Genomic DNA, 23752 nt, shown 5'->3' with positions numbered 1-23752 from the left:
CCAATTTTGCGCTCAATCAAAACCCACGCCCCCAAACCCCGCTACACTCCCCCCGACACCACAAGGGAGACCCACCATGCGCAGTTACACCATTTCCGCCCGCCGCGATGACGAGAACGGCAGTCTGGCCGGGGTGCGTGAGGCGGTGGTGACGCTCGATACCTCGCTGGCCGGGCGGCGCGATGCGCTCAATCCGGTGGAATTGCTGCTGGCCAGTCTGGCCGCCTGCATGATCAAGGGCATCGAGCGCTCGGCGCCGATGCTGAAATTCGGGTTTTCCGGGGTCACGGTCAGCCTCAGCGCCGAGCGGCAGGATGCGCCGCCAAAACTCACCGCCATCAGCTATGAGCTCATTGTCGACACCACCGAGAGCGACCGCCGGCTGGAGCTGCTGCACACCAATGTGCGCAAATATGGCACCATTTCCAACACGCTGGCCGACAGCGTCAGCCTCAGCGGCAGTATCCGGCGGGGGTGAGGGGGCCTTACCGCGCGTCATCCTCGGGCGCGATCCAACCCACCGCGCATCACCCCCTCGCTACCTCCCCCTGAGAGGGGGCGGGGTTTGTTCACTCGTGCGACACTATCCCGCCCCATCCACCGGACCGCACCTCCCCCTGCCAGGGGAGGCCGGGCGGGGTGAGGGTTGGCCCCAATGGCAGAATTATCCCCCTTGTCCCCGGCCCCGCGCCCCGTGCCATACTGCCGCCATCACCCCGCACGGGCGGCCTGCAGGCGAACAGTGGTGGGGTGTGTCGGGTGGAAGTTCGTCTCTTCCACAGGTTCCAGTCCGGCCGTGTGGGGGCGAGCGACCCCCGTGCCGCCGTACAGTTCCAAAAACCGGCGCCCCGAGGCGGCAATCGTCTCGTTTTTAACTTTACCAGAGGCGAAAGCCGTCTCGGGGTCCGTCCGCCTGCCCGCAACCGTTCGGCCCGCGCCGCGCGGTCGAGAACCATGCCTCGAAAAAAACTCCCCGTAGCCAAAGCACGCGTCAGGCTGCCGATGCTGGCCAGGACCGCCCGCGGAAACCGCGTCTATCGCCCGGTCCGGGTCAGGGTGGCGCGGCGGCCCTCGCCGCCGGGCGGGATGACCAGCTGCACCACCCAGCTGGCGGCGGCGCTGATTTCGGGTGAGCGCTCGGCCCATTCGACCAGCACGATGGCGTCGGGATTGTCGAGCAGGCCCAGCTCGTCGACCTCGCGCGGATCGCCGAGCCGGTAGAGATCGGCATGCAGCACGACGCCCCGGGCGGTGTCATAGGGCTGCACCAGGGCGAAGGTGGGCGAGGGCACGTCGAGCGTCGGGTCATCGGCCAGCTGGCGGATGATGGCGCGGGCCAGGGCGGTCTTGCCGGCGCCCAGATCGCCCTGCAGCAGCAGCAGATCGCCCGGCGCCAGTTCGGCCGCCAGTTCGGCGCCCAGGGCGGCGGTGGCGGCGTCATCGGGCAGGAAGCGCTCGGCCAGCACGGGCGGCGCCGCTATTCGGCGACGGCGGACATCGAGCTGTCGCGCGGCAGGTTGACGATGATCTTGGAGCCGCGCGGCTCGCGGCGCTCGGCGCTGATGGTGCCGCCATGCAGATTGACGAAGGTCTTGACGATGGCCAGGCCCAGTCCGGCGCCGCGCTGGCGGCCGCTGGGGCCACCGGTGCTGTCGAGCCGGGTGAGAATGGCCGATTTCATCTCGTCGGTCAGGCCCGGGCCCTCATCCTCGATGACGAACAGCATGCGTTCGCCACGATAGGAGATCGACAGCCGGATCTCGCCGCCGGGCGGGGAGAAGCGGGCGGCATTGGAGAGCAGGTTATACAGCACCTGCACGATGCGGGTGCCATCGGCGATGAAGGGGGGCAGATCGGGGTCGATGTCGACGGTCAGATTGATCGGCTTCTCGCCCGAAATCTCGGGGAAACTGGCCGATAGCCCGGCCCGGGCATTGTCGACCAGCTTGTGCACGTCGAGCAGTTCGGGGCGCAGTTCGGCAATGCCGGCATCGACCGAGGCGAGGTCGAGAATATTATCGATCAGCACGCCCAGCGTCACCGACGAGGCGCGGATATAGTCGACATAGGCGCTCTGGCGTTCATTGAGCGGGCCGGCACCGGTGGCCAGCATTTCGGCAAAGCCGATGATATTGGTCAGCGGCGAGCGCAGCTCATAGGAGACGTTCTCGACAAAGGCGTCCTTGAGCACGTCGGCAGCGACCAGGGCGTCATTGCGCTCCTTGAGCACGCGCGAATAGGAGGCGCTTTCGGTGACGTCGAGAAAGGTCATCATGGTCTGCCCGTCGGGCAGCCTGGTGATGGCATAGTCGAGCAGCCGGCCATCGGAGCGGTTGATGCGCCCGGTCTGGTCGGAGCGGGTGGGATTGAGATCAATTATCCCCCGCTTCAGATCCCGCCATATACTGGCCCCGTCTTCGGGAATGGCGCGGCCGCTGGCTTCGGTGATTTCGTCGATATGCGGGTTTTTGCCCAGTTCGTTGGTGGGCAGTTTCCACAGCGCCGACAGCCGCGGATTGGACAGGGTCAGCCGGCCATTGGTGCCAAACACCGCGACGGCCTCGGACAGCGAATTGATGGTCTCGCGCTGCACATTGGAGAAGGCCTTGTTGGTGGATTCGAGCTTGAGGCGCTCGGTAATGTCGTCAAACACATAGATCACGCCGCCGGTGGCGCCGGCGGGGGCCGAGATCACCTTGATGGTGCGGCCATCGGGCAGGTGCCAGGGCTCGTCCTCGAAGGGCTCGGTGCGGCTATAGGCCTTGAGATGGGCGTCGCGCCAGGTGTGGTAATTGACCTGGGCGGGCAGCATGCCCTCGGTGCGCAGCTTGTCGAGAATGGCGCGCTCGTCGAGGCCGAGCGCCAGGAAATCGCCGCTCAGTTTCCACAGGGTGGCATAGGCCTGGTTGAACTGGATCAGCTCGCGCCGGGCATTGAAAATGGCGATCGGCGTGCTCAGCGTGTCGATAATGCCGCTGATATGGGCGACGGCCTCGCTGGCGCTGTCGCGTTCGGTCTCCTGGACCCGGCGCAACATGCCGGCGCGACCGCCGGTGACGGGGAATTCGAGCAGCTCATAGGCGCCGTGCTGGCCCCAGGCCAGCGAGAGCGAATTGGGTCCCTGGGCGGCGTCGCAGGCCTGCAGATGCCGGGTCAGCCGGGCCGGGTCGAGCAGTTCGGGCGGGGCGCTGGTGGTGCCGGTCTTGCCCAGGGCGCGGGCCAGCTCGAGATAGGCGGCATTGGCATAGACCAGCCGGTCCTCGGCATCGCGGGCAAAGGCGGGCTTGGCCAGGGTGTCCAGAATTGCCCGCACGCTGGTGAAGTCACCCGTCGCGGCGGCGGCCACCAGATCGGGCTCGGCTCCGGGCTGCAGAAAGGCGGGGCGCAGGCGCATGGCCGTGCCGCCGCCGAGCACCCAGCCATTGGCCCGCACCAGCCGGCCGTCCAGGGCATTCAGGCTGACGGCAAAGGCATGGCCGTGCACGCGCAGGTCTTCGAGCAGGCGGGCCAGCCGGTCGGCATCGGCAATGGTCAGCCAGCTCTGGAAATTCAGCACGCTTTCGGGCTGCCGCCCGATCGGCAGCACGGCGGCGGCCTGCCCCAGCAGCTTGGGGGCGCCTTCATCGGTCCACAGCACGGTGACTTCGCGGGTGCCCGACAGCAGGGCCTCATATTCGTCCACCAGGGCGCGCAGCGCGGCGATCTGTTCGGCCGCCTTGCGGCGGGCCAGCTTGCCATCGACCAGCATGGTGCGCACCACGGCCATGGCCAGCAGGGCAAAGGCGCCGGCGCCGGCGGCAATGGCGACGGGTGCGGCACCGGCGAAGCTGGCCGCCTGCATCCCTTGCGCGGCGGCGGGTGCCGTCGTGAGCAGGGAGAAAGGGGTTACTGCCAGTCCGGCGAATCCCCAATGCTTCCGGAAGTGATCCGGCGCCATGCGCTACCCTCTAGGTCAAATTGTGTTGCTTGCCAGTCCGACGCCGCAAAGAGTCGGTACGCAATGACTACATACGGAGTGACTTACGCGGCCCAAACAGGCCTGCCGATTCCGGATTGGCTGCGTGTCCCCCAGCAGCCGAATCACCTTGACCATAGCGGCCCGGCGAATCGCCTAAAAGAGTCTTAATGACCTACCTTGACAGGCAAAGCATCGATATCGGGGCTTGACCGAGAACGAAGCAGCAACAACGAAACGCGGGTTTCTGGCAAAAGAAATGCCCGCGACCGGGGTCGCGGGCATAATGGCAGGGTCGGGGGCGCCTAGTAGCGGTATTCGCCCGACTTGAAGGGGCCTTCGGTGCTGACGCCGATATAGTCGGCCTGGTCTTTGGTCAGCTTGGTCAGCTTGGCGCCGAGCTTGGCCAGGTGCAGTTCGGCCACTTTTTCATCGAGATGCTTGGGCAGCACATGCACCTTTTTTTCCAGGTTTTCGCCATTGGTCCACAGCTCGATCTGCGCCAGGGTCTGGTTGGCAAAGCTGGCGCTCATCACGAAGCTGGGGTGACCGGTGGCATTGCCCAGATTGACCAGACGGCCTTCCGACAGCAGGATCAGGCGGCTGCCATCGGGCTTTTCGATCAGGTCGACCTGCGGCTTCACATTGGTCCACTTGAAATTGCGCAGGCCGAGCACGTCGATCTCATTGTCGAAATGGCCGATATTGCAGACAATGGCCATGTCCTTGAGCTTGCGCATGTCATCGACCATCAGCACGTCGCGGTTGCCGGTGGCGGTAACCACGATGTCGGCGCGAGGGGCAGCCTCGGCCAGGGTAACGACCTCAAAGCCTTCCATGGCGGCCTGCAGCGCGCAGATCGGGTCGACTTCGGTGACCAGCACGCGGGCGCCGGCGCCGCGCAGCGATTCGGCCGAGCCCTTGCCCACATCGCCAAAGCCGCAGACGATGGCGACCTTGCCGGCCAGCATCACGTCGGTGCCGCGACGGATGGCGTCGACCAGCGATTCACGGGTGCCGTACTTGTTGTCGAACTTGGACTTGGTGACCGAGTCATTGACGTTGATGGCGGGGAAGGGCAGCTCGCCCTTGGCGTGCAGCTGATAGAGGCGCATCACGCCGGTGGTGGTTTCTTCGGAGACGCCGCGGATGGCGTCGCGGATCTTGGTGAAGAAGCCCGGGCTCGATGCCAGGCGACGCTTGATGGTGGCAAAGAAGATTTCTTCTTCTTCATTGGTGGGCTTTTCAAGGAAGGACGGGTCCACCTCGGCCCTGGCGCCATTGAGAATATACATGGTGGCGTCGCCACCATCGTCGAGAATCATGTTGGGGGTGGTCCCCGGCCAGTCCATCATCCGATCGGTGAAGGCCCAGTATTCTTCCAGCGTTTCGCCCTTGTGGGCAAAGACCGGGATGCCGGCCGCCGCGATGGCAGCTGCAGCATGGTCCTGGGTGGAAAAGATGTTGCAGCTGACCCAGCGCACTTCGGCGCCCAGCGCGACCAGGGTCTCGATCAGCACGGCAGTCTGGATGGTCATATGCAGCGAGCCGGCGATGCGGGCGCCCTTGAGCGGCTGGGCGGCGGCATATTCTTCACGGATGGCCATCAGGCCGGGCATTTCGATCTCGGCGATATCGAGTTCCTTGCGGCCATAGGCGGCGAGGGAAATGTCCTTGACCGCGTAATCGGTCGAATGGGTGGTCATGAATGAAGCTCCGGAGCGGAATGGGGGATCGTTGCCTCTGCTATACGCAAGGGCGCGACCGGGATCAACCAGAGACATAAAGAAAGGTTTATATGCGACTAGGAATGAGCGGCGTAACGGCGGCGGTGGAAGGGCAGCATGACCAACCGCCACAGACCCGAGAGCACCAGATAGCCCAGGATGAAGCCACCGCCGGCATAGAGAATGCCCTCCATGGTGACCGGCACGGCGGGCCGGTAATTTTCCAGCGTCCGCTGGCCAATTTCACTGTCGAGATAGGCCGGAAGCGACTGGAAGCGTTCCACTGCACCGGCCCCCTCGATGCGCCGCAGCGTGGCCTGCAGCGCCGCGTAGCGCTCGAAGGTGGCGGTCATGGCAGTCCCGCGTCCGGCGAGGAAATCGTCGTTCGCTCCCTCATAGCGGCCCAAAGCGGTGGCGCGATCGAGCCCGCCTTCGACTGCGGCGCGATCAAAATCCTCGGCAATGACCCGCAATTCGTCGACGGCGCCACCGAGCCGCTGGGTATATTGCTGGGCATATTCGGGAAATTGGCTGAGCGTGACGGCCAGGCCGAGCCCGCCCAGTCCGGCAATGATGCGCCGCATGCGTTGATCTCCGTGCTGCTGATGCCCCGGGGGGTTGCCCCCCTGGCCTCAACGCGGGGCGACAGCGGCGCGTTCCGTCAGTCGGGGGCCCCTTCGCTATCCTCGTCAAAGCCGCTATTGACCAGCAGGACGATGGCCTCGAGCGCTTCGCGAGCCTGGCGGCCGCTCGATTGCACCAGAATGGTGCTGCCCGGTCCGGCGCCCAGCATCATCAGCCCCATGATGGAATTGCCGTCGACCGAGGTGCCGTCCTTGACGACAGAGATGGCCGCATCGAAGCACTCGGCGGTGCGCACGAAGCGGGCCGAGGCCCGCGCATGCAGGCCCTTGCGGTTGACGATGGTCAGTTGCTGCGCCAGTGCGCGACTTGAATCCATCAGCTCACTCTCCCCTGGGCCGTGTTGCCGGACGTCACGTTCACGGCGCTCAATCGGCAGCGAGAATGGAATTGGCGACGGTGATATATTTGCGACCCGCTTCCTGGGCCATGTTCACGGCATCCTTGATGGTCATCTCATTGCGCACGCGAACCAGCTTGACCAGCATGGGCAGATTGACCCCGGCGATCACTTCGACCGCCCGGTTCTGCATCACCGAAATGGCCAGGTTGGAGGGCGTGCCGCCAAACATGTCGGTGAGGATGATGACGCCCTTGCCGTTATCGGCGCTGTCGACCGCGGCAAGAATATCGTTGCGGCGGTCTTCCATATTGTCATCGGGACCAATGGCGATGGTCTCGCAGTATTCCTGCGGGCCGACGACATGCTCGAGCGCCGACTTGAATTCATGGGCGAGCGCACCGTGCGTCACCAGAACCAAACCAATCATACAAAGTCCCCAACATGTCGAGCGGCGCCTGCGGCGCAGAAGCGACAGTACTCCATAGTTTGCCCCAGTTCATCGCGCAATGCAGCAGCTGCACGGCCCAAGGCAGTGCCCGGGTCATTGGGCCGGGCGCGCGTCAGTCTTGTCCGGCAGCGGACGCGATTCAAGTGGTATTTTGTCACGGTTGAGCCAGCGCCGACATGGCCTCGGTCACCAGCAGGATCTGATGACCCAGGCTGATGACACTGCCATAGGGCACCGGCGCGCGCGGCAGGGTGATCCCGGCGATTTCGGTGACGAACTCGTCCTCTTCAACCATGCGCACCATTTCGGGCACCATGTCGATGACCAGATCAAGGGGGACCGCGTTCTGATGGGGGCGACTGACAATGCCGCGGCCCCGCAGCTCGATCAGCCCGGCCAGATTTGGGGGGGCCTGCATGGCCACCCGCTCATCGGTCCTGAGGAGATCGACGCGGTCGTCAGAGACGAGGAAGGCGGGCAGGCCGCGCAGCGTCCAGCGCTCCAGCAGGGTCAACGCCAGCACCGATTTTCCGGCGCCGGACGGGCCGCGCAACAGCACGCCGGTCGATCCCAACAACAGTCCCGTGCCATGCACGTTTTTTGGTTTGCTCATGGTGGCAATCTATTTGCGCGCGCGCGGCAGCACAACCGAGAACACGGCGCCGCTGCCATCGGTGCGATTATGCCCCTTGATCGTGCCCTTGTGGGCCTCGACGATCTGCTTGCAGATCGACAGGCCCAGGCCGGAATGATCGCCAAAGCTCTCGGTATCGGGCCGGTCGGTATAGAAGCGCTGGAAAATCTTGTTGAAATCGCCGGTAATGCCGCGCCCCTGATCGCTCACCGTGATGCGCACATCGTCGGCATCGGTGCTCAGCGCCACATGCACCACGCCTCCCTCAGGGGAAAACGAGACGGCATTGTCGATCAGATTGGCGAACACCTGGGCCAGGCGGCTCTCGTGGCCATTGACAATAGCGGCGCCCTTGCCGGTGCGCTTGTCCATGGCGACGGTGACGCCACGCCCCAGCGCCATGTCCTTCTGCATCGAGACAATGGCTTGGGCCAGCTTCTCGACGTCGACCCGCTCGGCGCTCTCGCGCGCCAGTTCGGCGTCGAGCCGGCTGGCGCTGGAAATATCGGTGATCAGCCGGTCGAGCCGTTTGACGTCATGCTGGATGATGGCATTGAGGCGCTCGCGGTCTTCCGGGCGCTTGGCCAGCGGCAAGGTCTCAACAGCACTGCGCAGCGAGGTCAGCGGGTTCTTGAGCTCATGGGCCACGTCGGCTGCAAAGCGCTCGATTGCCTCGATGCGGTTATAGAGCCCGTCCGTCATGCGGCGGAAAGCGTCGCTGAGGTGGCCGATCTCGTCGGGGCGATCGGTGAAATCGGGAATTTCGGCGCGGGCATTGCCGGCGGTCTGCACCCGCTCGGCGGCAGCCGCCAGGCGGCGCATCGGCCCGGCTATGGTGCCGGCCAGCGCCAGCGACAGCACGATCTGCACGGCAGCGGCAATCAGGGCAATGCGCAGAATGCTCCAGCGCTCCTGGGCAACAATGGAATCGATGTCGCCCGGGGCGGTCGAGAGCAGGATGGCGCCCACCACGGCGCGGACGCGCTGCACCGGTACGGCGACCGAGACCACCAGCTGGTTCTGGCCATCGACGCGGACAAAGTCTGCGGCAGCGCCCTGCAGCGCCGAGGCCACTTCGGGATAGCGGGCGCCTTCATCGACACCATGTTCCTGGTACTTCGGATAGTTGTCGCCGGGGACCCAGTTCAGCACGGCGTTCCACCAGTCCCACAGGAAGAACTCGTCGGCCTGCTTGGTTTCAATGATCTGCCGCATCACCTCGCCACGGGCGTAGATATTGTCGCTGTCCAGGATCAACAGCCCGCCCTGGTCATAGATGCGGGCGCGGGTGCGCGTGGGGGTGATCAGATTGCGCAGCAGCGGCGCGACCCGTTCGGGATTGATGGGAAATTCCAGGGTGGGATCGTAGTAGGACAGGGAGGACACCGAACCATCACCCTGCAATTGCAGCAGACGGTCGGGATTGATCGAGATGACGTCGCTATCCACCGTTGCCGAGGCCGCCACGGCCGCCGCAATGATCTCGCCCTGCACGCGGAGCGACTGCACGCGGGCGTCAATCAGCCCGGCGCGCCACTGGTTGAGATAGAGAATGCCGACCACCAGCACCAGCAGCCCGGCCATATTGAGCACGATGATGCGGCGCGTCAGGTTGGCAAAGATGGTGAGGTCGAGAAAGCGGCTGATGGCGCTGGCCAGCTTGTGGAACGGGGCCAGCAGGAGCCGCCAGCGGCGACGGGCGTGCGGCTTGGGGGACGCGCGGCGTGGGTCCTCGGTGCCCGGCGCGCGCCAGTCCGGTGCGGCGTCGGGCTGGCGATCGCGTTCGGGTTCGAGGATGGCCACAGGTTGTGCCTATTGCTCCTTGAAGCGGTAGCCGACGCCATACAGCGTCTCGATCATTTCAAAGTCATCATCGGTGGCCTTGAACTTCTTGCGCAGACGCTTGATGTGGCTGTCGATGGTGCGGTCATCAACATAGACCTGATCGTCATAGGCCGCATCCATCAAGGCATTGCGGGATTTGACCACGCCCGGCCGCAGGGCCAGCGACTGCAGGATCAGGAACTCGGTAACGGTCAGGGTGACGCGCTGGCCTTTCCAGGTGCAGGTGTGGCGCTCTTCATCCATCACCAGCGAGCCGCGCTCGATCAGGGCCTTGTCGCCGCCGGTTTCCCCCGAGGCGCCGTTCGAGGCGGCGGGATCACGTGGCGTCGAGCGGCGCAGGATGGCCTTGACCCGCTCGACCAGCAGGCGCTGGCTGAAGGGCTTGGTGATGAAATCGTCGGCACCCATCTTGAGACCGAACAGTTCATCGATCTCCTCGTCCTTGGAGGTGAGGAAGATCACCGGGATGTCGGATTTCTGGCGCAGCCGGCGCAGCAGTTCCATGCCATCCATGCGGGGCATCTTGATGTCGAGAATGGCTAGGTCCGGCCGGTCGGTGGTCAGACCCTCCAGGCCCGAAGCGCCGTCGGTATAGGTGGCGACCTGGTAGCCTTCCGCCTCCAGTGCCAGAGACACGGAAGTCAGGATATTGCGGTCGTCATCGACGAGAGCGATCTTGGGCATGAACTGCCTTTCTTGTTCGGACGCTTCAAACATGTGACCCACGCGGCGTTCCGTATGCTTGCAGGCGACAATTACGCATTAAATAAGGCGGTGCCAAGGAGAGTACAACCGCAGGCCCGCTGCACAGGGGTGTTGCGGGCGCGATGCAACTTCCGTCTTACGACCCATTTGGGGATGGTTGTAGCACAGTTCGACCCTCTATTTTGCACGTCAACAACGGGCGGCAGCACGTGCCCGCGAGCGACGGAGTTTTCTATGTTCGACCATGACACCCTGAGAAGCACAATCGCCGCCAGCGCCGGCTCGGTCTCCCACAACGACATCGTGCCCGTGCTGGTTGCACGCGCGCTGCAGGGCGATGAATGCGAATTGACGGCCGATGGCGCCGTTTCCGTGCGCACCGGGGCCTTTACCGGCCGCTCGCCCAAGGACAAGTTCATTGTGCGCGACGCTTTGACCGCCGACAGCGTATGGTGGGACAATTCGGGCGCCATGAGCCCGGCGCATTTTTCCGTGCTGCTGGAAGACGCCGTGGCCGCCCTGGGCGGGCTGAACGTGTTCCGCCAGGACCTGCTGGCCGGGGCCGATCCGCGCCTGCAATATGGCGTCACCGTGCTGACACCCAGCGCCTGGCACGCCCTGTTTATCCGCAACCTGCTGATCCGGCCCGGCGAGATGGTGCAAACCGGCGCCAACCCCACGCCCGTCACCATTGTGCACGTGCCGCAGTTCAAGGCTGATCCAGCCCGACATGGCTGCCGCAGCGAGACGGTGATTGCGCTCGACATGAGCCGCAACATCGTGATCATCACTGGCACCTCCTATGCCGGCGAGATCAAGAAAAGCGTGTTCTCGCTGTTCAATTTCCACGCCCCACGCCAGGGCGTGCTGCCCATGCATTGCTCGGCCAATCTGGGCAAGGATGGCGAGGCAGCCCTGTTCTTTGGCCTGTCGGGCACCGGCAAGACGACGCTCTCCAATGACCCCGACCGTCCGCTGATCGGCGATGACGAACATGGCTGGAGCGATGACGGCGTGTTCAACCTGGAGGGTGGCTGCTACGCCAAGACCGTCAAGCTGAGCGCGACGGCCGAGCCCGAGATCTTTGCCGCCACCAAACGCTTTGGCACGGTGCTGGAAAATGTCGTGCTCGATGACGCCAAGGTTCCCGATTTCGATGACGTGTCGCTGACCGAAAACACCCGGGCCGCCTATCCCATCCATGTGCTGCCGGCCATTGCCAAGGGCAGCGTTGGCGGCACGCCGAAAACCGTGGTGTTCCTCACCGCCGATGCGTTTGGCGTGCTGCCGCCGATTGCCCGGCTGACCCCCGATCAGGCGGTCTATCACTTCCTGTCAGGCTACACGGCCAAGGTTGCCGGCACCGAGCGCGGCATCACCGAACCGCAGGCGACATTTTCGGCCTGCTTTGGCGCGCCGTTCATGCCCCTCCATCCCACGGTCTATGGCGAGATGCTGGCCGAAAAGCTGCGGGCCAGCGGCGCCTCGGCCTGGCTGATCAATACCGGCTGGACCGGTGGCGGCTATGGCGTCGGCAAGCGGATCGACATTGCCTCAACCCGGCGCCTGCTGAGCGCCGCCCTGAACGGCGCGCTCGATGACATCGCCATGCGGACCGACGAGTTGTTTGGCTTTGAGGTGCCAGTAGCGGTGCCCGGCGTTGACAGCAAACTGCTGACTCCGCGCCTGACCTGGGCCGATGCGGCGGCCTATGACCGCCAGGCGCTGCATCTGGCTGGCCTGTTCCGGGCCAATTTTGAAAAGTTCGGCGACGCCGCCAATGCCGAACCGGGACCCCGGATGGCGCAGGCGGCCGAATAGATCCAAATCGGCCTGGCTCGCATCAGGCCAGCTTCGCTTCACCCTCGCCCGGCCTCCCCATCAAGGGCAGGCCGGGATGAGCGGCACAGGAACGCAGGTCCGCGAAGGACGCGGTTCAGGCTAGGGCGGCGTGCCAGCACGACGGCGCGTTCGACAGGGAGAGGATTGCCCTAGTTGGGCGAATAGAAAATGTGCGAGCCGATCTGGGCGACCGCATTGTAGGTATTGGCCCAGTTCGGGCGAACACTGGTGGTGTGATAGTACAGCGCCGAGCGCGGCACGGCCCCAACCGATTCACCGGTGGCGAACTCAGCATAGACAGCCTGTGCCAGATCGGCCGAGCGGGCCCAGGCGCGGCGTTCGCCGGGTGCATCGGTGCGGCCGTCACAGGCGAAGGTGAACTGGCAGCGATAGCGGCCCTTGTCGGCGTTCTGGTAAATCACGCCACACAGGGTGGAGGGGAATTTGGCGGAGCGGGCGCGATTGACGATGACATTGGCCACCGCGAGCTGGCCGGCTGCGCTTTCCCCGCGCGCCTCGTGATAGATGGCCTGCGCCAGGCAATCGCGCTCGGCCTCAGCATGCTCGATGCGCTTGCCGGTGGGCTGATAACCCGCGTCGATATAGGCGGCCAGCGCGCCGCTGTTCAATGCCGGCTGCGGCGTGGTTGGTGCAGCGGTGAAACTGGCAATGGCCGAGACGGCGCTGTTGCTGCCCAAGGCGCCGCGCGCAATATAGCTCAGCAGCACGTCGGAATTGAGCGGACGCGGGGTGGCGATACCCAGCACATCGAGCGCGCGCAGCGTCTGCTGGCGCTGCACATAATTGCTCAGCAAGGCGGGGGTCAGCGCCTGTTCGCCCGGCGCCAGTGGCACCAGCGTCGGCCCGATGGCCGGCTGGGCCCGCAGGGCGACAAGATCAGCGGGGACGGGAAGCGGGGTAACCAAGGCGAGCTGCTGGGTCTGGGCTTGGGCCGGCACGAGAGTCACAAGCAGCGCGAGCGTCATCGCGCACACGTGCCCGAGAGCACGTACAGCGTTGAGCTGCCTGGATTTCGTCATGCCCCGTCCTTACCCCTGAGCGCGTCCGGTCGTCTCCGGCGCGCCTTCGTCAGAACCCGCTGGCGAGTCCCTGGTCACTTCTGCGGGCACACTAGCCAAGCTTGGCCGCCCTGGGAAGTCAGAATTTACGACTGATTAACCATAGCCGTTAGCATCTTAAGTTACGGTTAATCGACAGAGCGGCAGATGAAAACCCTTGAAAGGCAAGGACTTGTGGTGTGGTGAAGGGGGGATGGGCCGGAAAGATAAAAGTTTACCAATTGGCGGCGCGGCCGAGGCAAGCCCCGGCGGCCCGATCATTGCCCAGTCTCAAACTGCCCCGGCCAGGGGCCAGGGCACGCAGGAGCAGCAGCTCTGGCGTGATATCAGGAGCGGTCGAACGCCGCCGCTAGGACGTGATTGAGGCTCTCCGTCACGGCAATGCCCAGTGCGCGGACCTCGTCATTGGGATGAACCAGATCGGGCACCATCACGGTTTGCATGCCGGCAGCATGGGCGGCGCGCACGCCGGCGTGACTGTCTTCCAGCGCCAGGCAGTGCAGCGGGGCAACGCCGAGACGCCGGGCGGCGGTCAGATAGGGTTCAGGATGGGGCTTGGGCTGAATGACGTCATCGCGGGTAACGATGGTATCGAACAGCTCGAGCAGGCCGGCGGCGCCCAGATGGGTGATGGCATGGGGCTGGCGCGAGGAGGTCGCCACCGCCGTGGGGATGCCGCGGGCCCGCAGTTCGCCGACCAATTCACGGGCGCCGGGCTTGACCGGCACGCCGCCATGGCTGCGTTCGCCCATGATCAGCCGGCAGCGCTGATCAAACAGGGCATAGGGAAAGGCGACACCATAGGCTTCGACCAGCAATTGGTTGGTGCTTTCATGGCTGCCGCCAATCATCGAGAGGTGGACCGCGTCAGTCATGGGGAAACCGAGCTCGTCGCAGACCTCAAATACCACCGTACGAAAAACGCTTTCGGTGTCGAGCAGCGTGCCGTCCATGTCAAAGATCACTGCCTGGAACGGGGTCAGGCGCAAAAGGTCGGTTGGGCGTGTCATCATGGCACGATATAGGGCGATTTGCCGCGCAGTGCTAGGCGGCTGCACGAAAGGCAGGGTTGCGCGCTGGCGAATGCCAGCGGCTGTGCTAGCCTTGTGCAACCATGACTGATTTCAAACCCGCCCGCAGCCACGAGACGCTGGGCGATGCGTTCTATGATCGTGTCGCGCCTGCCAACTTCCCGCAGACCATCCTGCGCCACCGCGACCAGCGCTGGGCCGCGCGCATGGGGCTTGATGGGCTGAGCGAAAGGCAATGGCTGGCCCATTTCGGGCGGTTCACCCCCCTGCCCGGCTCGTTCCCCGAGCCGCTGGCGCTGCGCTATCACGGGCATCAGTTCCGCAGCTACAATCCGGAACTGGGCGATGGCCGCGGCTTTCTCTTCGCGCAGGGCTACGACCTGCACGACGGCCGCCTGCTCGATTTCGGCACCAAGGGCACCGGCCGCACCCCCTGGTCACGCGGCGGCGATGGCCGGCTGACACTGAAGGGTGGGGTGCGCGAGGTGCTGGCCAGCGAAATGCTCGACGCCATGGGCGTTACTACCTCCAAGAGCTTCTCGCTGGTGGAGACCGGGGAAGCACTGCAGCGCGGCGACGAGCCATCGCCCACACGGTCGGCGGCGCTGGTGCGGCTCAGCCACAGCCATATCCGCGTCGGCACCTTCCAGCGCCTGGCCTATCTCGGCGACACAGCGGGGCTGCAGCAACTGCTCGACTACGCAATCGCCACCTATTATCCCGCGCTTGCCGATGCTGAGGATCGCGCCGCTGCCTTTCTCACTGCGGTGGTCGCCCGGGTCGCCCGGCTGGGCGCGCAATATATTGCGGCGGGCTTTGTGCATGGCGTGCTCAACTCCGACAATATCAACATTACCGGGGAGAGTTTCGACTACGGTCCATGGCGCTTCATCCCCCGCTATGATCCCGATTTCATCGCCGCCTATTTCGATGAAACAGGGCTCTACAGCTTCGGCCGCCAGCCCGATGCGCTGGCCTGGAACCTGACCCGGCTGGCCGAGTGTCTGGTGCCGCTCTCCAGCATTGCGGCACTCGAACCCGCGCTCAATACCGTGTGGCCGCAGTTCCGCGCGGCACTGCCGCTCCAGATGCTGCGGCGACTGGGGCTGCAGCCGCGCGACACCGAGAGCGACGGGACGTTCGTCACGGCCCTGTTTGAGTTCCTGGCCGCCTCCCAGGCACCCTATGAACAGATGCTGTTTGACTGGCGCGGGGGTGGCCTCAGCGCCAAACGGGCGGCGCGGAGCCCGTCGGCCGAGCATTATGCGAGCGCCGCATTCCGGCCGATTGCTGATGCACTGGAAGCCTATGCGCCCAGCGACGATGTCAATCTTGGTCACCCCTACTTTGCGCGGCCAACCCCACGCACTATGCTGATTGAAGAGGTCGAGGCGATCTGGACACCCATCGCCGAACGCGATGACTGGACGCTGTTGCAGCAGGCGCTGGCAGAGATCGCCCAGATGCGCCAAGCCTATGGCCCCGGGTGAGGAGAGACGAGATGACGCTATATGCACTGGATGGCATTGCCCCCGAGATCGCCGCCGATGTGGGCTGGATCGCACCAAGTGCGGTCCTGATCGGTCGTGTCATCGTGCGGGCCGAGGCCGGCATCTGGTTTGGCGTGGTGGCCCGGGGCGACAATGAAGCCATCACTATTGGCGCGCGCAGCAATGTGCAGGAAAACACGGTGCTGCACACCGATATGGGCTTCCCCCTGACGATCGGCGAAGGCTGCACCATTGGCCACAAGGCGATGCTGCACGGCTGCACCATCGGTGACAATACGCTGATCGGCATGGGTGCCACCGTGCTGAATGGCGCCAGGATCGGCAAGAACTGCCTGATCGGGGCCGGCGCGTTGATTACCGAGGGCAAGGAAATTCCCGATGGCTCGCTGGTGGTAGGGGCGCCCGGCAAGGTGATCCGCGACCTGGACGAGGCGGCCATTGCCGGGCTGCGCAAATCCGCCGATGGCTATGTGCGCAATGCCCGACGCTTTGCTGCCGGCCTGGTGGATGTAACGGCGCGCCTCAATGATTTTGAACCCGCCTAGCATGGCCAATGAGACGAGCGTACGCCATCGGGAAATCCTGGAACTGGCCCGCCAGCACAACCGGGTCACGGTTGACGCGCTGGCGGCCCATTTCACGGTATCGGTGCAGACCATTCGCAAGGATCTCAACCAGCTCTGTGAGCAGCGCCAGCTGACCCGCGTGCATGGTGGGGCAACCCTGCCCTCGGGCGTCGAAAATCTGGAGTACGAATCGCGCCGCCGCATCGCCGCCGACGCCAAGGAAGCCATCGGCGCGGCCGTGGCCGGGCTCATTCCCAATGGTGCGTCACTATTCATCAATATCGGCACCACCACCGAGGCAGTCAGCCAGGCGCTGCTCGATCATACGGGCTTGCTGGTGGTAACCAACAACATCAATGTGGCCAACCGCATGCGGGTCTATCCGCGCTTTGAGGTGGTCATTGCCGGTGGCGTGGTGCGACCCTCCGATGGCGGAGTGGTGGGCGAAGCGGCTGCCGGCTTCTTCTCCCAGTTCAAGGTGGACTATGCCGTGATCGGCGCCTCAGCGCTGGATGAGCAGGGGGCCCTGCTCGATTTCGACTATCGCGAGGTCAAGGTTGCGCAGGCCATCATCGCCAATGCCCGCCACGTAATCCTGGTGGCCGATCAGGGCAAGTTCAGCCGCTCGGCACCCGTGCGCATTGCCCGGATTGACCAGATCGGCAGCTTCGTGACCGACCATTGCCCGTCCGAGAGCTTTCGCCAGCTCTGCAAAGCCGCTGGCGTTCTCCTTGTTGAGACAAGCCGGCCGCCAGCATTAGCTCAACGCTAACCACACCCCAAGCTTCCCGCTGAAAATTATCAAACAGCAATTGTCAGGCCGCATAGTCATGTCAGGCCAGAATGGCCGTCGGGATGGGCGTATGGTGGCTGGCAACGAGAAAATTGAGGGCGGACACCGCTATAGCTGGCTGCGTCCCACGCTGGTGCCGGCGCTGGTGGCTCTGATCGTGCTGGTCGCTGGTGGCTTTTTTCTTGATCTGCAGAGCTCGACCATTAATCGCGCACGGGCCGAAGCACACGTACTGACCGAGTTGGCAGTGATCCGGGCCAAGCTTGAAGGCAACATCAATTCCAGTCTGCAACTGGTGCGCGGGCTGGTTTCGGTAGTCGCGACCACGCCGGACCTGACACAGGCCGAGTTTGATGCCCTGGCGAGCAATCTGCTGGAGGCGCAAAGCCAGTTGCGTTCAATCGCCATTGCGCCCGACATGATCGTCACCATGAGCTATCCGCTGGTCGGCAATGAAAGCGCCATTGGCCTGAATTACCGCCTCAATGCGGCGCAGCGCAGTTCAGCAATGCTGGCACGCGATACGGGCCAGCTCGTCTTGGCCGGACCAGTCGATCTGGTTCAAGGGGGGCGCGGCTTTATTGGACGGTTTCCGGTTCTCGTCGACAGCGCCCAGGGCCGGCGATTTTGGGGCCTGGTGTCGGCCGTCATCGATGTCGACCGGCTTTACGCCGATAGCGGCCTGACCGACCCAACACTCGACATTGAGCTGTCGCTGAGCGGCAAAGATGCGGTCGAGCAGTCGCTGGCGCCATTTTTTGGCCCCGACCTGAGCGCGCAGGCGCCGGTCTCAGCCGAGATAACCATGCCCTATGGTGCATGGACCATTTCGGCTGTTCCCAGGGGAGGCTGGTCGACGGTCTCGGACCAGAACTGGCTGATGCGTCTGGCAATTGTGGTCGCGGGCATCCTGATCCTCGTGCCGATCGTGATTACCGGCCATCTGGTGGGCGAGCGTAAACTGCATTTCCTTGCCCTCAAATCGCGCGAGTCCGAGCTGAGCCGCATGTCGCGCCGGCTGGAAGTGGCCCTGAACGTCTCCAAGGTGGGCGTCTGGGAACTGGACATGGCCAGCGGTTGCGAGACCTGGGACGCTCGCACCAACGAACTTTATGGCAGGTCAGCCGATGGCGGGCCGCGTAGTCATCAGGACTGGAAGGGCGCGGTGCATCCGGACGATCAGAATCGCGCCGAGGAGGAATTCCAGCGCATGATCGGTGCGGACGGCCACCATTATGAGGGCTATTACCGGGTTCTGTTGCCCGATGGCGGCCTGCGCCATGTCCGCTCCGTCGCCACGTTGCACCGCGATCCCGGATCGCCAGACAAGGTGATCGGCGCCAACTGGGATGTGACGACCGATATCGAGCTCAACAGGGAACTCCAGCATGCCACCGAACAGGCCCTGGCGCACAATGCAGAACTGGAGTCGGCGCGGATCCGTATCGAGCACAATGCTCTGCATGACAGCCTGACCGGACTGCCCAACCGGCGCTATGTCGACGAAAAGCTCGAGGGGCTGGCGGCCGAGGGGTTTGGGCCCGACCAGTCAATTGCCCTGCTGCATATCGATCTGGATCGCTTCAAGCAGATCAACGATACGCTGGGGCACGCGGCGGGCGACGCCATGCTGGTGCATGCCAGTGCGGTGCTGCGCGCCAAGTGCCGGGACGGCGATTTCGTCGCCCGCATTGGTGGCGACGAATTCGTGGTGCTGACCACTGCCAATGACAGCCAGGCCGAACTGGCGGCGCTGGCCGACGCCATTGTGCGACAGATGCGCCAGCCGGTGACCTATGAAGGCCATGAATGCCGGTTCGGCGTCAGCATCGGCATTGCCAGCGCCTGTGGCAGAGCGCTTGATGGCAGGCAATTGCTGATCAATGCCGATATTGCGCTGTATCGCGCCAAGGGGCGCGGCCGCAATTGCCATGAGTTCTTCTCGACCGCCTTGCAGGCGGAGGTGATCAATACCAAGCGTGTGGCCGACGAAATTCTGAGCGGGTTGGAACGCGATGAATTCATTGCCTATTACCAGCCGCAATTTGATGCGCGCACACTCGACGTTGTCGGGGTTGAAGCTCTGGCCCGCTGGCGCCACCCTGATGGACGCATCATGACGCCTGACAGCTTTTTGCCAGTGGCCGAAGAGCTCAACGTCATGGCGACGATCGACCGGCTGATGCTGGAGCAATCGCTCGCCGCCCTGGATCGCTGGGAGGCCATGGGCCTGATCGTGCCGCGTGCCTCGGTCAATGTCTCGCTGCGCCGCCTGCATGACGAAGAGCTCATCACCAGCCTGCGCCGGCTCGACATCAGGCCTGGCCGCATCTCGTTTGAACTGGTGGAGTCGGTCTATCTGGACGATAATGATGACATCGTCAGCTGGAATATCGACCAGATCAAGGAACTGGGCATCGATGTCGAAATTGATGATTTCGGCACGGGCTATGCCTCGATCGTCTCGCTGCAGAAACTGCGCCCGACCCGGCTCAAGATTGACCGCCAACTGGTCATGCCGATCCTCAAGGACATGCCCCAGCGCCAATTGCTGACCTCGATCATCGATATCGGCAAATCCATGGGCATCGAGGTGGTTGCTGAGGGTGTCGAGACCATGGAGCATGCCGCCATTCTGCGGGATCTGGGCTGCGATATCCTGCAGGGCTATGCGTTCGCCAAACCCCTCTGTGCGCCCGATCTGGAGCGTTTTCTTACCGAGCAACCCTGGCGCCTGGCCAGTTAGGCGCCCTTTTCAAAGCGGCGCGCATAGTCCATTGATCGCCCCTGATGACGTTATGGGGGAGTCAAAATGGCAGACGAACAGGGACGGTTTGCAATCGGGGTAATCGGTGCCGGGATGGGGGCCAAGCCACATGCGCTGGCGCTGCAGTCGCTGGCCGATACCATCAATGTGCTGGGCGTCTATCGCCGTAACCGGGCCGAGCTCGACGCCTTCTGCAGCACCTATGGCTTTGCCGCTGCGCCGAGCTATCAGGCGCTGCTGGCCGATCCGCGCCTTGACGCGATACTGGTGCTGACGCCGCCCAATGCGCGCGAAGAGATTGTCGCTGCCGCAGCCAGGGCGGGCAAGCATGTGCTGCTCGAAAAGCCGGTGGAGCGCACTGTCGAGGCGGCCGAGCGGATCGTGGCGATCTGCGACAACGCCCATGTCAAGCTGGGCGTCATCTTCCAGCACCGCTTCCGCCTTGCTTCAAAATTTCTCGCCGAGGCCATTGCCGGGCAACGCTACGGCCGGCTCGAGACGGTGCATCTGGTGGTGCCATGGTGGCGTCCGCAGCAGGGCTATTATGACCAGCCCGGTCGCGGCACGATTGCCCAGGATGGTGGTGGCGTGCTGATCACCCAGGCCATCCATTCGCTTGATCTGATGCTGAGCCTGTGCGGCCCGGTCAGGGCCGTCACGGCGATGGCCGCAACAACACGGCTGCACCAGATGGAGACCGAGGATTTCGTGGCCGCCGGTCTTGAATTTGCCAATGGTGCGGTGGGCGCGCTTATGGCGACCACTGCCAATTTCCCGGGCGGGCCCGAAAGCCTGACGCTGAACTTTGCCGAGGCAGCGGCTACACTCACCGCTGGCAATCTAACAATCCACACCCGCAGTGGCGACATCATCAGTGAAGGGGAGACCAGCGAGGGGGGCGGTGGCGCCGATCCGATGGCCTTCCCCTTTGACTGGCATGCAGACCAGATTGCCGACTTCGTCGACGCGGTGCGCGATGACCGGGCACCGCTGTCGAACGGTCACACGGCGCTGCTGGTTCATCGCTTGATCGACGCCCTGATGCGGTCATCACGCGAGGGTCGGCGGTTGCCGGTCTAGGCCGGTTCAACTTTCAGGTGGGCGCTCCTGGGACGGCACGGTCGGGGTCGTGCCGCCCCGCGCCGGCCAGCGCTCGCCCACGGTATCGGCCACAAACGCGCCCCGCTGGCCAATGGGCATGGCGGCGCCGGTGGTCGAATCCCTGGCAGTCTGGTGTTCGATCTCGGAATTGAGTGAGCCACCCAGGATGACGATGGTGATCGACAGCCACATCCAGGTCAGCATGCCCACCACGGCACTCAGTGAACCATAGGTAGCGCTGTAGTGGGAGATGTTGGCCGCATACCAGGAAAACAGCGCGGACGTTGACAGAATAGCCAGGGCCGCAAACAGGCTGCCCGGGGTAATCCAGCGCCAGCGCGCCTCCTGCCGGCTCGGCCCCCAGCGATATAACGCCGATATGGCGAGCAGCAGAAACACCAGCAGCACGGCATAGGCGCCCAGCTGAACCAGCCATTCAGAGCGCGACAGCCACAGCAGGCTGAGCAGCACGGGCAGCACCAGGACGACGCTGAGCATAATGATGGTGAGCACCAGGCCGCCCAGAATGAAGATCAGGGCCAGCACATTGATGGCGAGCAGATTGCGCTTCTCCTGTTCGCCATAGACCACGTTCATGGCTTCAAACAGCGCCTTGATGCTGGCGCCGGCGCTCCACAATGCAATGCCCAGAGACAGCAGCAGCGTGATACCCAGGGAACGATCGTCCTGGCTGGTCAGCCGCACCAATTGCTCCCGGATGATGTCGAGCCCACCCTCAGGGACGATGCCCGCTAGCAGGTTGAGTTGCTTGACCACGCTGGTGGCATCATTGAGCAGACCATAGGCCATCACGAACAGGCTCAATGACGGCACCAGTGCGAGCAGCAGGAAATAGGTTACACCGGCTGCCGTCAGCGGCACCCGGTTGTCATTGAACCCCACGACCAGACGATAGGCGATATCTTTCCAGCCGCGCCAGGGAATGGCGCCAGGCCCGGTGGCCTGGCGTCCCCGGTTGTGTTGCCGGGCGCGCTGGTGCTGGCTGTGCTCGATCATGGCAGCGTAACGCATGAAACCGGCTGGTGGCTCCATGGCAATACGATGAAAGGATCAGGCGGGCAGGGCAGCCTTGGCGGCGAGGCGACGCCGAATGCTTGCCACATCGGCTTTGGGCGTCGCGGCAAACAGGGTCTGGGTGTAGGCGTGCTGGGGATTGTCGAACACGGCCTGGCGGCTGCCATGCTCCACCACATCGCCGAAATACATAACCATCACCTCATCGGCGATATAACGCACCACGCTCAGATCATGGCTGATGAAGACATAGGTCAGGCCGAACTCGTCCTGCAGATCCTTGAGCAGGTTGAGGATCTGCGCCTGCACCGACAGGTCGAGGGCCGAAACCGGCTCATCGAGTACCAGAAAACTCGGATTGAGCATCAGGGCGCGGGCGATGGCGATACGCTGGCGCTGGCCGCCGGAAAACATGTGCGGATAGCGGTTGAAATGCTCGGGCGCCAGACCGACCTTGAGCAGCATCGCCATAGCCTTCTGCCGGCGTTCGTCATTGCCCATATCGGTATTGAGCAGCAATGGCTCGGCCAGCACGTCGCCAATCTTCTGGCGCGGATTGAGCGAGCCATAGGGGTTCTGGAACACGATCTGCACCTTCTGGCGCATCGCCTTGGTGACGCCATGGGTCTTGTCGACGATCTCGCCGTCGATCAGGATATCACCCGCAGTCTGCTGGTCGATCAGCGTGATCATGCGCGCCAGGGTGGATTTGCCGCAACCGCTTTCGCCGACCACGGCCAGCGTCTTGCCCTTGGTCAGTGTGAAATTCACGCTCTTGACGGCGTGCACCACCTTGGCCGGCCTGAACAGGCCGCCGCCGGTGACATAGTCGCGCGTCAGATTGCGGACTTCGAGAACGGGAGGAATAGCCGCGTTGCTCATGGCGTGCTCCCCAGTTCATCGGCAAAATCGTAATCGGCCACTGTGGGCAGGCGGTCGCCTACGGCGTTCTCAGGCAGGGCCGACAGCAGGGCGCGGGTATAGCGGGATTTGGGCTGTTCAAACAGCGTCAGCACATCGGCCTCTTCCATCTTGTGGCCCTTGTACTGCACGATGACGCGGTCGGCGGTCTCGGCGACGACGCCCATGTCATGGGTAATCATGATCAGGCCCATGCCGGTATCGACCTGCAACTGCACCAGCAGGTCCAGAATCTGGCGCTGGATGGTGACGTCAAGCGCGGTGGTCGGCTCGTCGGCAATCAGCAGTTTGGGATTGCAGGCAATGGCCATGGCGATCATCACGCGCTGGCACTGGCCACCACTCATCTGGTGCGGGAAGGCGCCGATGCGTTCGGCCCCGTCCCGGATGCCGACCATCAGCAACAGTTCGATCGCGCGATCGCGGGCGGCACGACCCGTCAGCCCCATGTGGCGGCTCAGCACTTCCTCGATCTGGAAGCCGACGGTGAAGCAGGGATTGAGGCTCGCCACCGGCTCCTGGAAGATCATGGCGATATCCTTGCCGATGATCTTGCGTTTATCGGCCGGGTCCATATTGAGCAGATCGATGCCTTCAAATTCCATCTTGTCGGCGGTCACGGTAGCGGTGGGGGGCAGCAGCCCCATCACCGCCAGCATGGCCACGGACTTGCCCGAGCCGGACTCCCCGACAATGGCCAGCACTTCGCGGCCATCGACCGACACATCTATGCCGTCAACGGCCTTGAACAGGCCGATGGAGGTATCGAACGATACCGACAGATTTTTGATTTCGAGCAGGGGCATG

General features: G+C 63.9%; 21 protein-coding genes. 7 read left to right on the top strand and 14 right to left on the bottom strand.

Going from position 1 to position 23752, the window contains the following annotated elements:
- The first annotated feature begins 76 nt into the window (after positions 1 to 76).
- Complete coding sequence (locus ABFY71_RS05010) at positions 77 to 478, top strand: OsmC family protein (protein ID WP_347944942.1); 402 nt, start codon at positions 77 to 79, stop codon at positions 476 to 478.
- A gap of 556 nt (positions 479 to 1034) precedes the next feature.
- Here the strand turns inward: ABFY71_RS05010 and tsaE are convergent.
- The 9 genes from tsaE to ABFY71_RS04965 form a co-directional block, all read right to left on the bottom strand.
- Positions 1035 to 1466 (bottom strand): tRNA (adenosine(37)-N6)-threonylcarbamoyltransferase complex ATPase subunit type 1 TsaE, encoded by a 432-nt coding sequence (tsaE, locus tag ABFY71_RS05005; protein WP_347944941.1) that lies wholly within the window; start codon positions 1464 to 1466, stop codon positions 1035 to 1037.
- A gap of 11 nt (positions 1467 to 1477) precedes the next feature.
- The gene (locus tag ABFY71_RS05000; protein ID WP_347944940.1) at positions 1478 to 3937 is read right to left on the bottom strand and encodes a sensor histidine kinase; all 2460 of its coding nucleotides are present in this window, start codon (positions 3935 to 3937) and stop codon (positions 1478 to 1480) included.
- 323 nt (positions 3938 to 4260) lie between these two features.
- Positions 4261 to 5661, bottom strand: a complete 1401-nt coding sequence (gene ahcY, locus ABFY71_RS04995; protein WP_347944939.1) for an adenosylhomocysteinase — start codon at positions 5659 to 5661, stop codon at positions 4261 to 4263.
- 98 nt (positions 5662 to 5759) lie between these two features.
- Positions 5760 to 6266, bottom strand: coding sequence for a DUF2937 family protein (locus tag ABFY71_RS04990; RefSeq protein WP_347944938.1), 507 nt, complete (start codon positions 6264 to 6266; stop codon positions 5760 to 5762).
- A gap of 77 nt (positions 6267 to 6343) precedes the next feature.
- Positions 6344 to 6643: an HPr family phosphocarrier protein gene (locus tag ABFY71_RS04985; RefSeq protein ID WP_347944937.1), complete on the bottom strand. Its 300-nt coding sequence runs from the start codon at positions 6641 to 6643 to the stop codon at positions 6344 to 6346.
- Between the two features lie 49 nt (positions 6644 to 6692).
- Entirely contained in the window at positions 6693 to 7094 is a 402-nt protein-coding gene (locus tag ABFY71_RS04980) for a PTS sugar transporter subunit IIA (RefSeq protein WP_305577079.1), read from the bottom strand.
- Between the two features lie 175 nt (positions 7095 to 7269).
- Complete coding sequence (locus ABFY71_RS04975; protein ID WP_347944936.1) at positions 7270 to 7728, bottom strand: HPr kinase/phosphorylase; 459 nt, start codon at positions 7726 to 7728, stop codon at positions 7270 to 7272.
- Positions 7729 to 7737: 9 nt separating this feature from the next.
- Entirely contained in the window at positions 7738 to 9552 is a 1815-nt protein-coding gene (locus tag ABFY71_RS04970) for a stimulus-sensing domain-containing protein (protein ID WP_347944935.1), read from the bottom strand.
- A gap of 9 nt (positions 9553 to 9561) precedes the next feature.
- Positions 9562 to 10278, bottom strand: a complete 717-nt coding sequence (locus ABFY71_RS04965; RefSeq protein ID WP_347944934.1) for a response regulator transcription factor — start codon at positions 10276 to 10278, stop codon at positions 9562 to 9564.
- Positions 10279 to 10533: 255 nt separating this feature from the next.
- Here ABFY71_RS04965 and pckA point away from each other — a divergent pair, with 255 nt between their 5' ends.
- A complete protein-coding gene (pckA, locus tag ABFY71_RS04960) occupies positions 10534 to 12120 on the top strand; it encodes a phosphoenolpyruvate carboxykinase (ATP) (protein ID WP_347944933.1) in 1587 nt (528 codons plus the stop codon).
- A 170-nt stretch (positions 12121 to 12290) separates the two neighbouring features.
- Here the strand turns inward: pckA and ABFY71_RS04955 are convergent, their stop codons facing one another.
- A complete protein-coding gene (locus ABFY71_RS04955) occupies positions 12291 to 13181 on the bottom strand; it encodes a cell wall hydrolase (protein ID WP_305582902.1) in 891 nt (296 codons plus the stop codon).
- Between the two features lie 365 nt (positions 13182 to 13546).
- On the bottom strand, positions 13547 to 14233 hold the full coding sequence (locus ABFY71_RS04950; RefSeq protein ID WP_347944932.1) for an HAD family hydrolase: 687 nt from the start codon (positions 14231 to 14233) through the stop codon (positions 13547 to 13549).
- A 101-nt stretch (positions 14234 to 14334) separates the two neighbouring features.
- Between ABFY71_RS04950 and ABFY71_RS04945 the strand changes: the two genes are divergently transcribed.
- The 5 genes from ABFY71_RS04945 to ABFY71_RS04925 all read left to right on the top strand — a co-directional run bounded on the left by ABFY71_RS04945 (position 14335) and on the right by ABFY71_RS04925 (position 20968).
- Positions 14335 to 15741, top strand: a complete 1407-nt coding sequence (locus ABFY71_RS04945) for a protein adenylyltransferase SelO (RefSeq protein ID WP_347944931.1) — start codon at positions 14335 to 14337, stop codon at positions 15739 to 15741.
- Between the two features lie 11 nt (positions 15742 to 15752).
- Complete coding sequence (locus ABFY71_RS04940; protein WP_347944930.1) at positions 15753 to 16307, top strand: gamma carbonic anhydrase family protein; 555 nt, start codon at positions 15753 to 15755, stop codon at positions 16305 to 16307.
- Between the two features lies 1 nt (position 16308).
- Positions 16309 to 17100, top strand: a complete 792-nt coding sequence (locus ABFY71_RS04935) for a DeoR/GlpR family DNA-binding transcription regulator (protein ID WP_347944929.1) — start codon at positions 16309 to 16311, stop codon at positions 17098 to 17100.
- Between the two features lie 91 nt (positions 17101 to 17191).
- Positions 17192 to 19867, top strand: a complete 2676-nt coding sequence (locus ABFY71_RS04930) for a bifunctional diguanylate cyclase/phosphodiesterase (RefSeq protein ID WP_347944928.1) — start codon at positions 17192 to 17194, stop codon at positions 19865 to 19867.
- A 66-nt stretch (positions 19868 to 19933) separates the two neighbouring features.
- Complete coding sequence (locus tag ABFY71_RS04925) at positions 19934 to 20968, top strand: Gfo/Idh/MocA family protein (protein ID WP_347944926.1); 1035 nt, start codon at positions 19934 to 19936, stop codon at positions 20966 to 20968.
- A 6-nt stretch (positions 20969 to 20974) separates the two neighbouring features.
- On the opposite strand, the gene ABFY71_RS04920 is transcribed toward ABFY71_RS04925, so the two are convergent.
- From ABFY71_RS04920 to ABFY71_RS04910, 3 genes are read right to left on the bottom strand one after another with little or no spacing between them, the layout of a single operon-like run.
- The gene (locus tag ABFY71_RS04920; RefSeq protein ID WP_347944925.1) at positions 20975 to 22021 is read right to left on the bottom strand and encodes a YihY/virulence factor BrkB family protein; all 1047 of its coding nucleotides are present in this window, start codon (positions 22019 to 22021) and stop codon (positions 20975 to 20977) included.
- A 39-nt stretch (positions 22022 to 22060) separates the two neighbouring features.
- Positions 22061 to 22906: an ABC transporter ATP-binding protein gene (locus tag ABFY71_RS04915; RefSeq protein WP_305582920.1), complete on the bottom strand. Its 846-nt coding sequence runs from the start codon at positions 22904 to 22906 to the stop codon at positions 22061 to 22063.
- Positions 22903 to 23751 carry an ABC transporter ATP-binding protein gene (locus tag ABFY71_RS04910; RefSeq protein WP_305582922.1) on the bottom strand — a complete coding sequence of 283 codons (849 nt, stop codon included), beginning with the start codon at positions 23749 to 23751 and terminating at the stop codon, positions 22903 to 22905. The genes ABFY71_RS04915 and ABFY71_RS04910 overlap by 4 nt, the downstream gene beginning before the upstream one ends.
- Position 23752 lies beyond the last annotated feature (1 nt).

Origin of the sequence: Devosia alba (assembly GCF_039938915.1) — a bacterium.
Classification (GTDB): domain Bacteria; phylum Pseudomonadota; class Alphaproteobacteria; order Rhizobiales; family Devosiaceae; genus Devosia; species Devosia alba.
The sequence above is the reverse complement of the archived record's forward strand: the minus strand, read 5'-3'. Positions and strand labels throughout refer to the sequence as shown.

Excerpts from the sequence above, each read along its gene's own strand:
- ABFY71_RS04940 (WP_347944930.1), top strand. The coding sequence starts at position 15,753 with ATGACGCTATATGCACTGGATGGCATTGCCCCCGAGATCGCCGCCGAT.
- ABFY71_RS04985 (WP_347944937.1), bottom strand. The coding sequence starts at position 6,643 with ATGGATTCAAGTCGCGCACTGGCGCAGCAACTGACCATCGTCAACCGC.
- pckA (WP_347944933.1), top strand. The coding sequence starts at position 10,534 with ATGTTCGACCATGACACCCTGAGAAGCACAATCGCCGCCAGCGCCGGC.
- ABFY71_RS04915 (WP_305582920.1), bottom strand. The coding sequence starts at position 22,906 with ATGAGCAACGCGGCTATTCCTCCCGTTCTCGAAGTCCGCAATCTGACG.
- ABFY71_RS05010 (WP_347944942.1), top strand. The coding sequence starts at position 77 with ATGCGCAGTTACACCATTTCCGCCCGCCGCGATGACGAGAACGGCAGT.
- ABFY71_RS04980 (WP_305577079.1), bottom strand. The coding sequence starts at position 7,094 with ATGATTGGTTTGGTTCTGGTGACGCACGGTGCGCTCGCCCATGAATTC.
- ABFY71_RS04935 (WP_347944929.1), top strand. The coding sequence starts at position 16,309 with ATGGCCAATGAGACGAGCGTACGCCATCGGGAAATCCTGGAACTGGCC.
- ABFY71_RS04930 (WP_347944928.1), top strand. The coding sequence starts at position 17,192 with ATGGTGGCTGGCAACGAGAAAATTGAGGGCGGACACCGCTATAGCTGG.
- ABFY71_RS04920 (WP_347944925.1), bottom strand. The coding sequence starts at position 22,021 with ATGCGTTACGCTGCCATGATCGAGCACAGCCAGCACCAGCGCGCCCGG.
- ABFY71_RS04955 (WP_305582902.1), bottom strand. The coding sequence starts at position 13,181 with ATGACGAAATCCAGGCAGCTCAACGCTGTACGTGCTCTCGGGCACGTG.
- ABFY71_RS04975 (WP_347944936.1), bottom strand. The coding sequence starts at position 7,728 with ATGAGCAAACCAAAAAACGTGCATGGCACGGGACTGTTGTTGGGATCG.
- ahcY (WP_347944939.1), bottom strand. The coding sequence starts at position 5,661 with ATGACCACCCATTCGACCGATTACGCGGTCAAGGACATTTCCCTCGCC.
- ABFY71_RS04925 (WP_347944926.1), top strand. The coding sequence starts at position 19,934 with ATGGCAGACGAACAGGGACGGTTTGCAATCGGGGTAATCGGTGCCGGG.
- ABFY71_RS04910 (WP_305582922.1), bottom strand. The coding sequence starts at position 23,751 with ATGCCCCTGCTCGAAATCAAAAATCTGTCGGTATCGTTCGATACCTCC.
- ABFY71_RS04965 (WP_347944934.1), bottom strand. The coding sequence starts at position 10,278 with ATGCCCAAGATCGCTCTCGTCGATGACGACCGCAATATCCTGACTTCC.
- ABFY71_RS04945 (WP_347944931.1), top strand. The coding sequence starts at position 14,335 with ATGACTGATTTCAAACCCGCCCGCAGCCACGAGACGCTGGGCGATGCG.
- ABFY71_RS04990 (WP_347944938.1), bottom strand. The coding sequence starts at position 6,266 with ATGCGGCGCATCATTGCCGGACTGGGCGGGCTCGGCCTGGCCGTCACG.
- ABFY71_RS05000 (WP_347944940.1), bottom strand. The coding sequence starts at position 3,937 with ATGGCGCCGGATCACTTCCGGAAGCATTGGGGATTCGCCGGACTGGCA.
- ABFY71_RS04950 (WP_347944932.1), bottom strand. The coding sequence starts at position 14,233 with ATGATGACACGCCCAACCGACCTTTTGCGCCTGACCCCGTTCCAGGCA.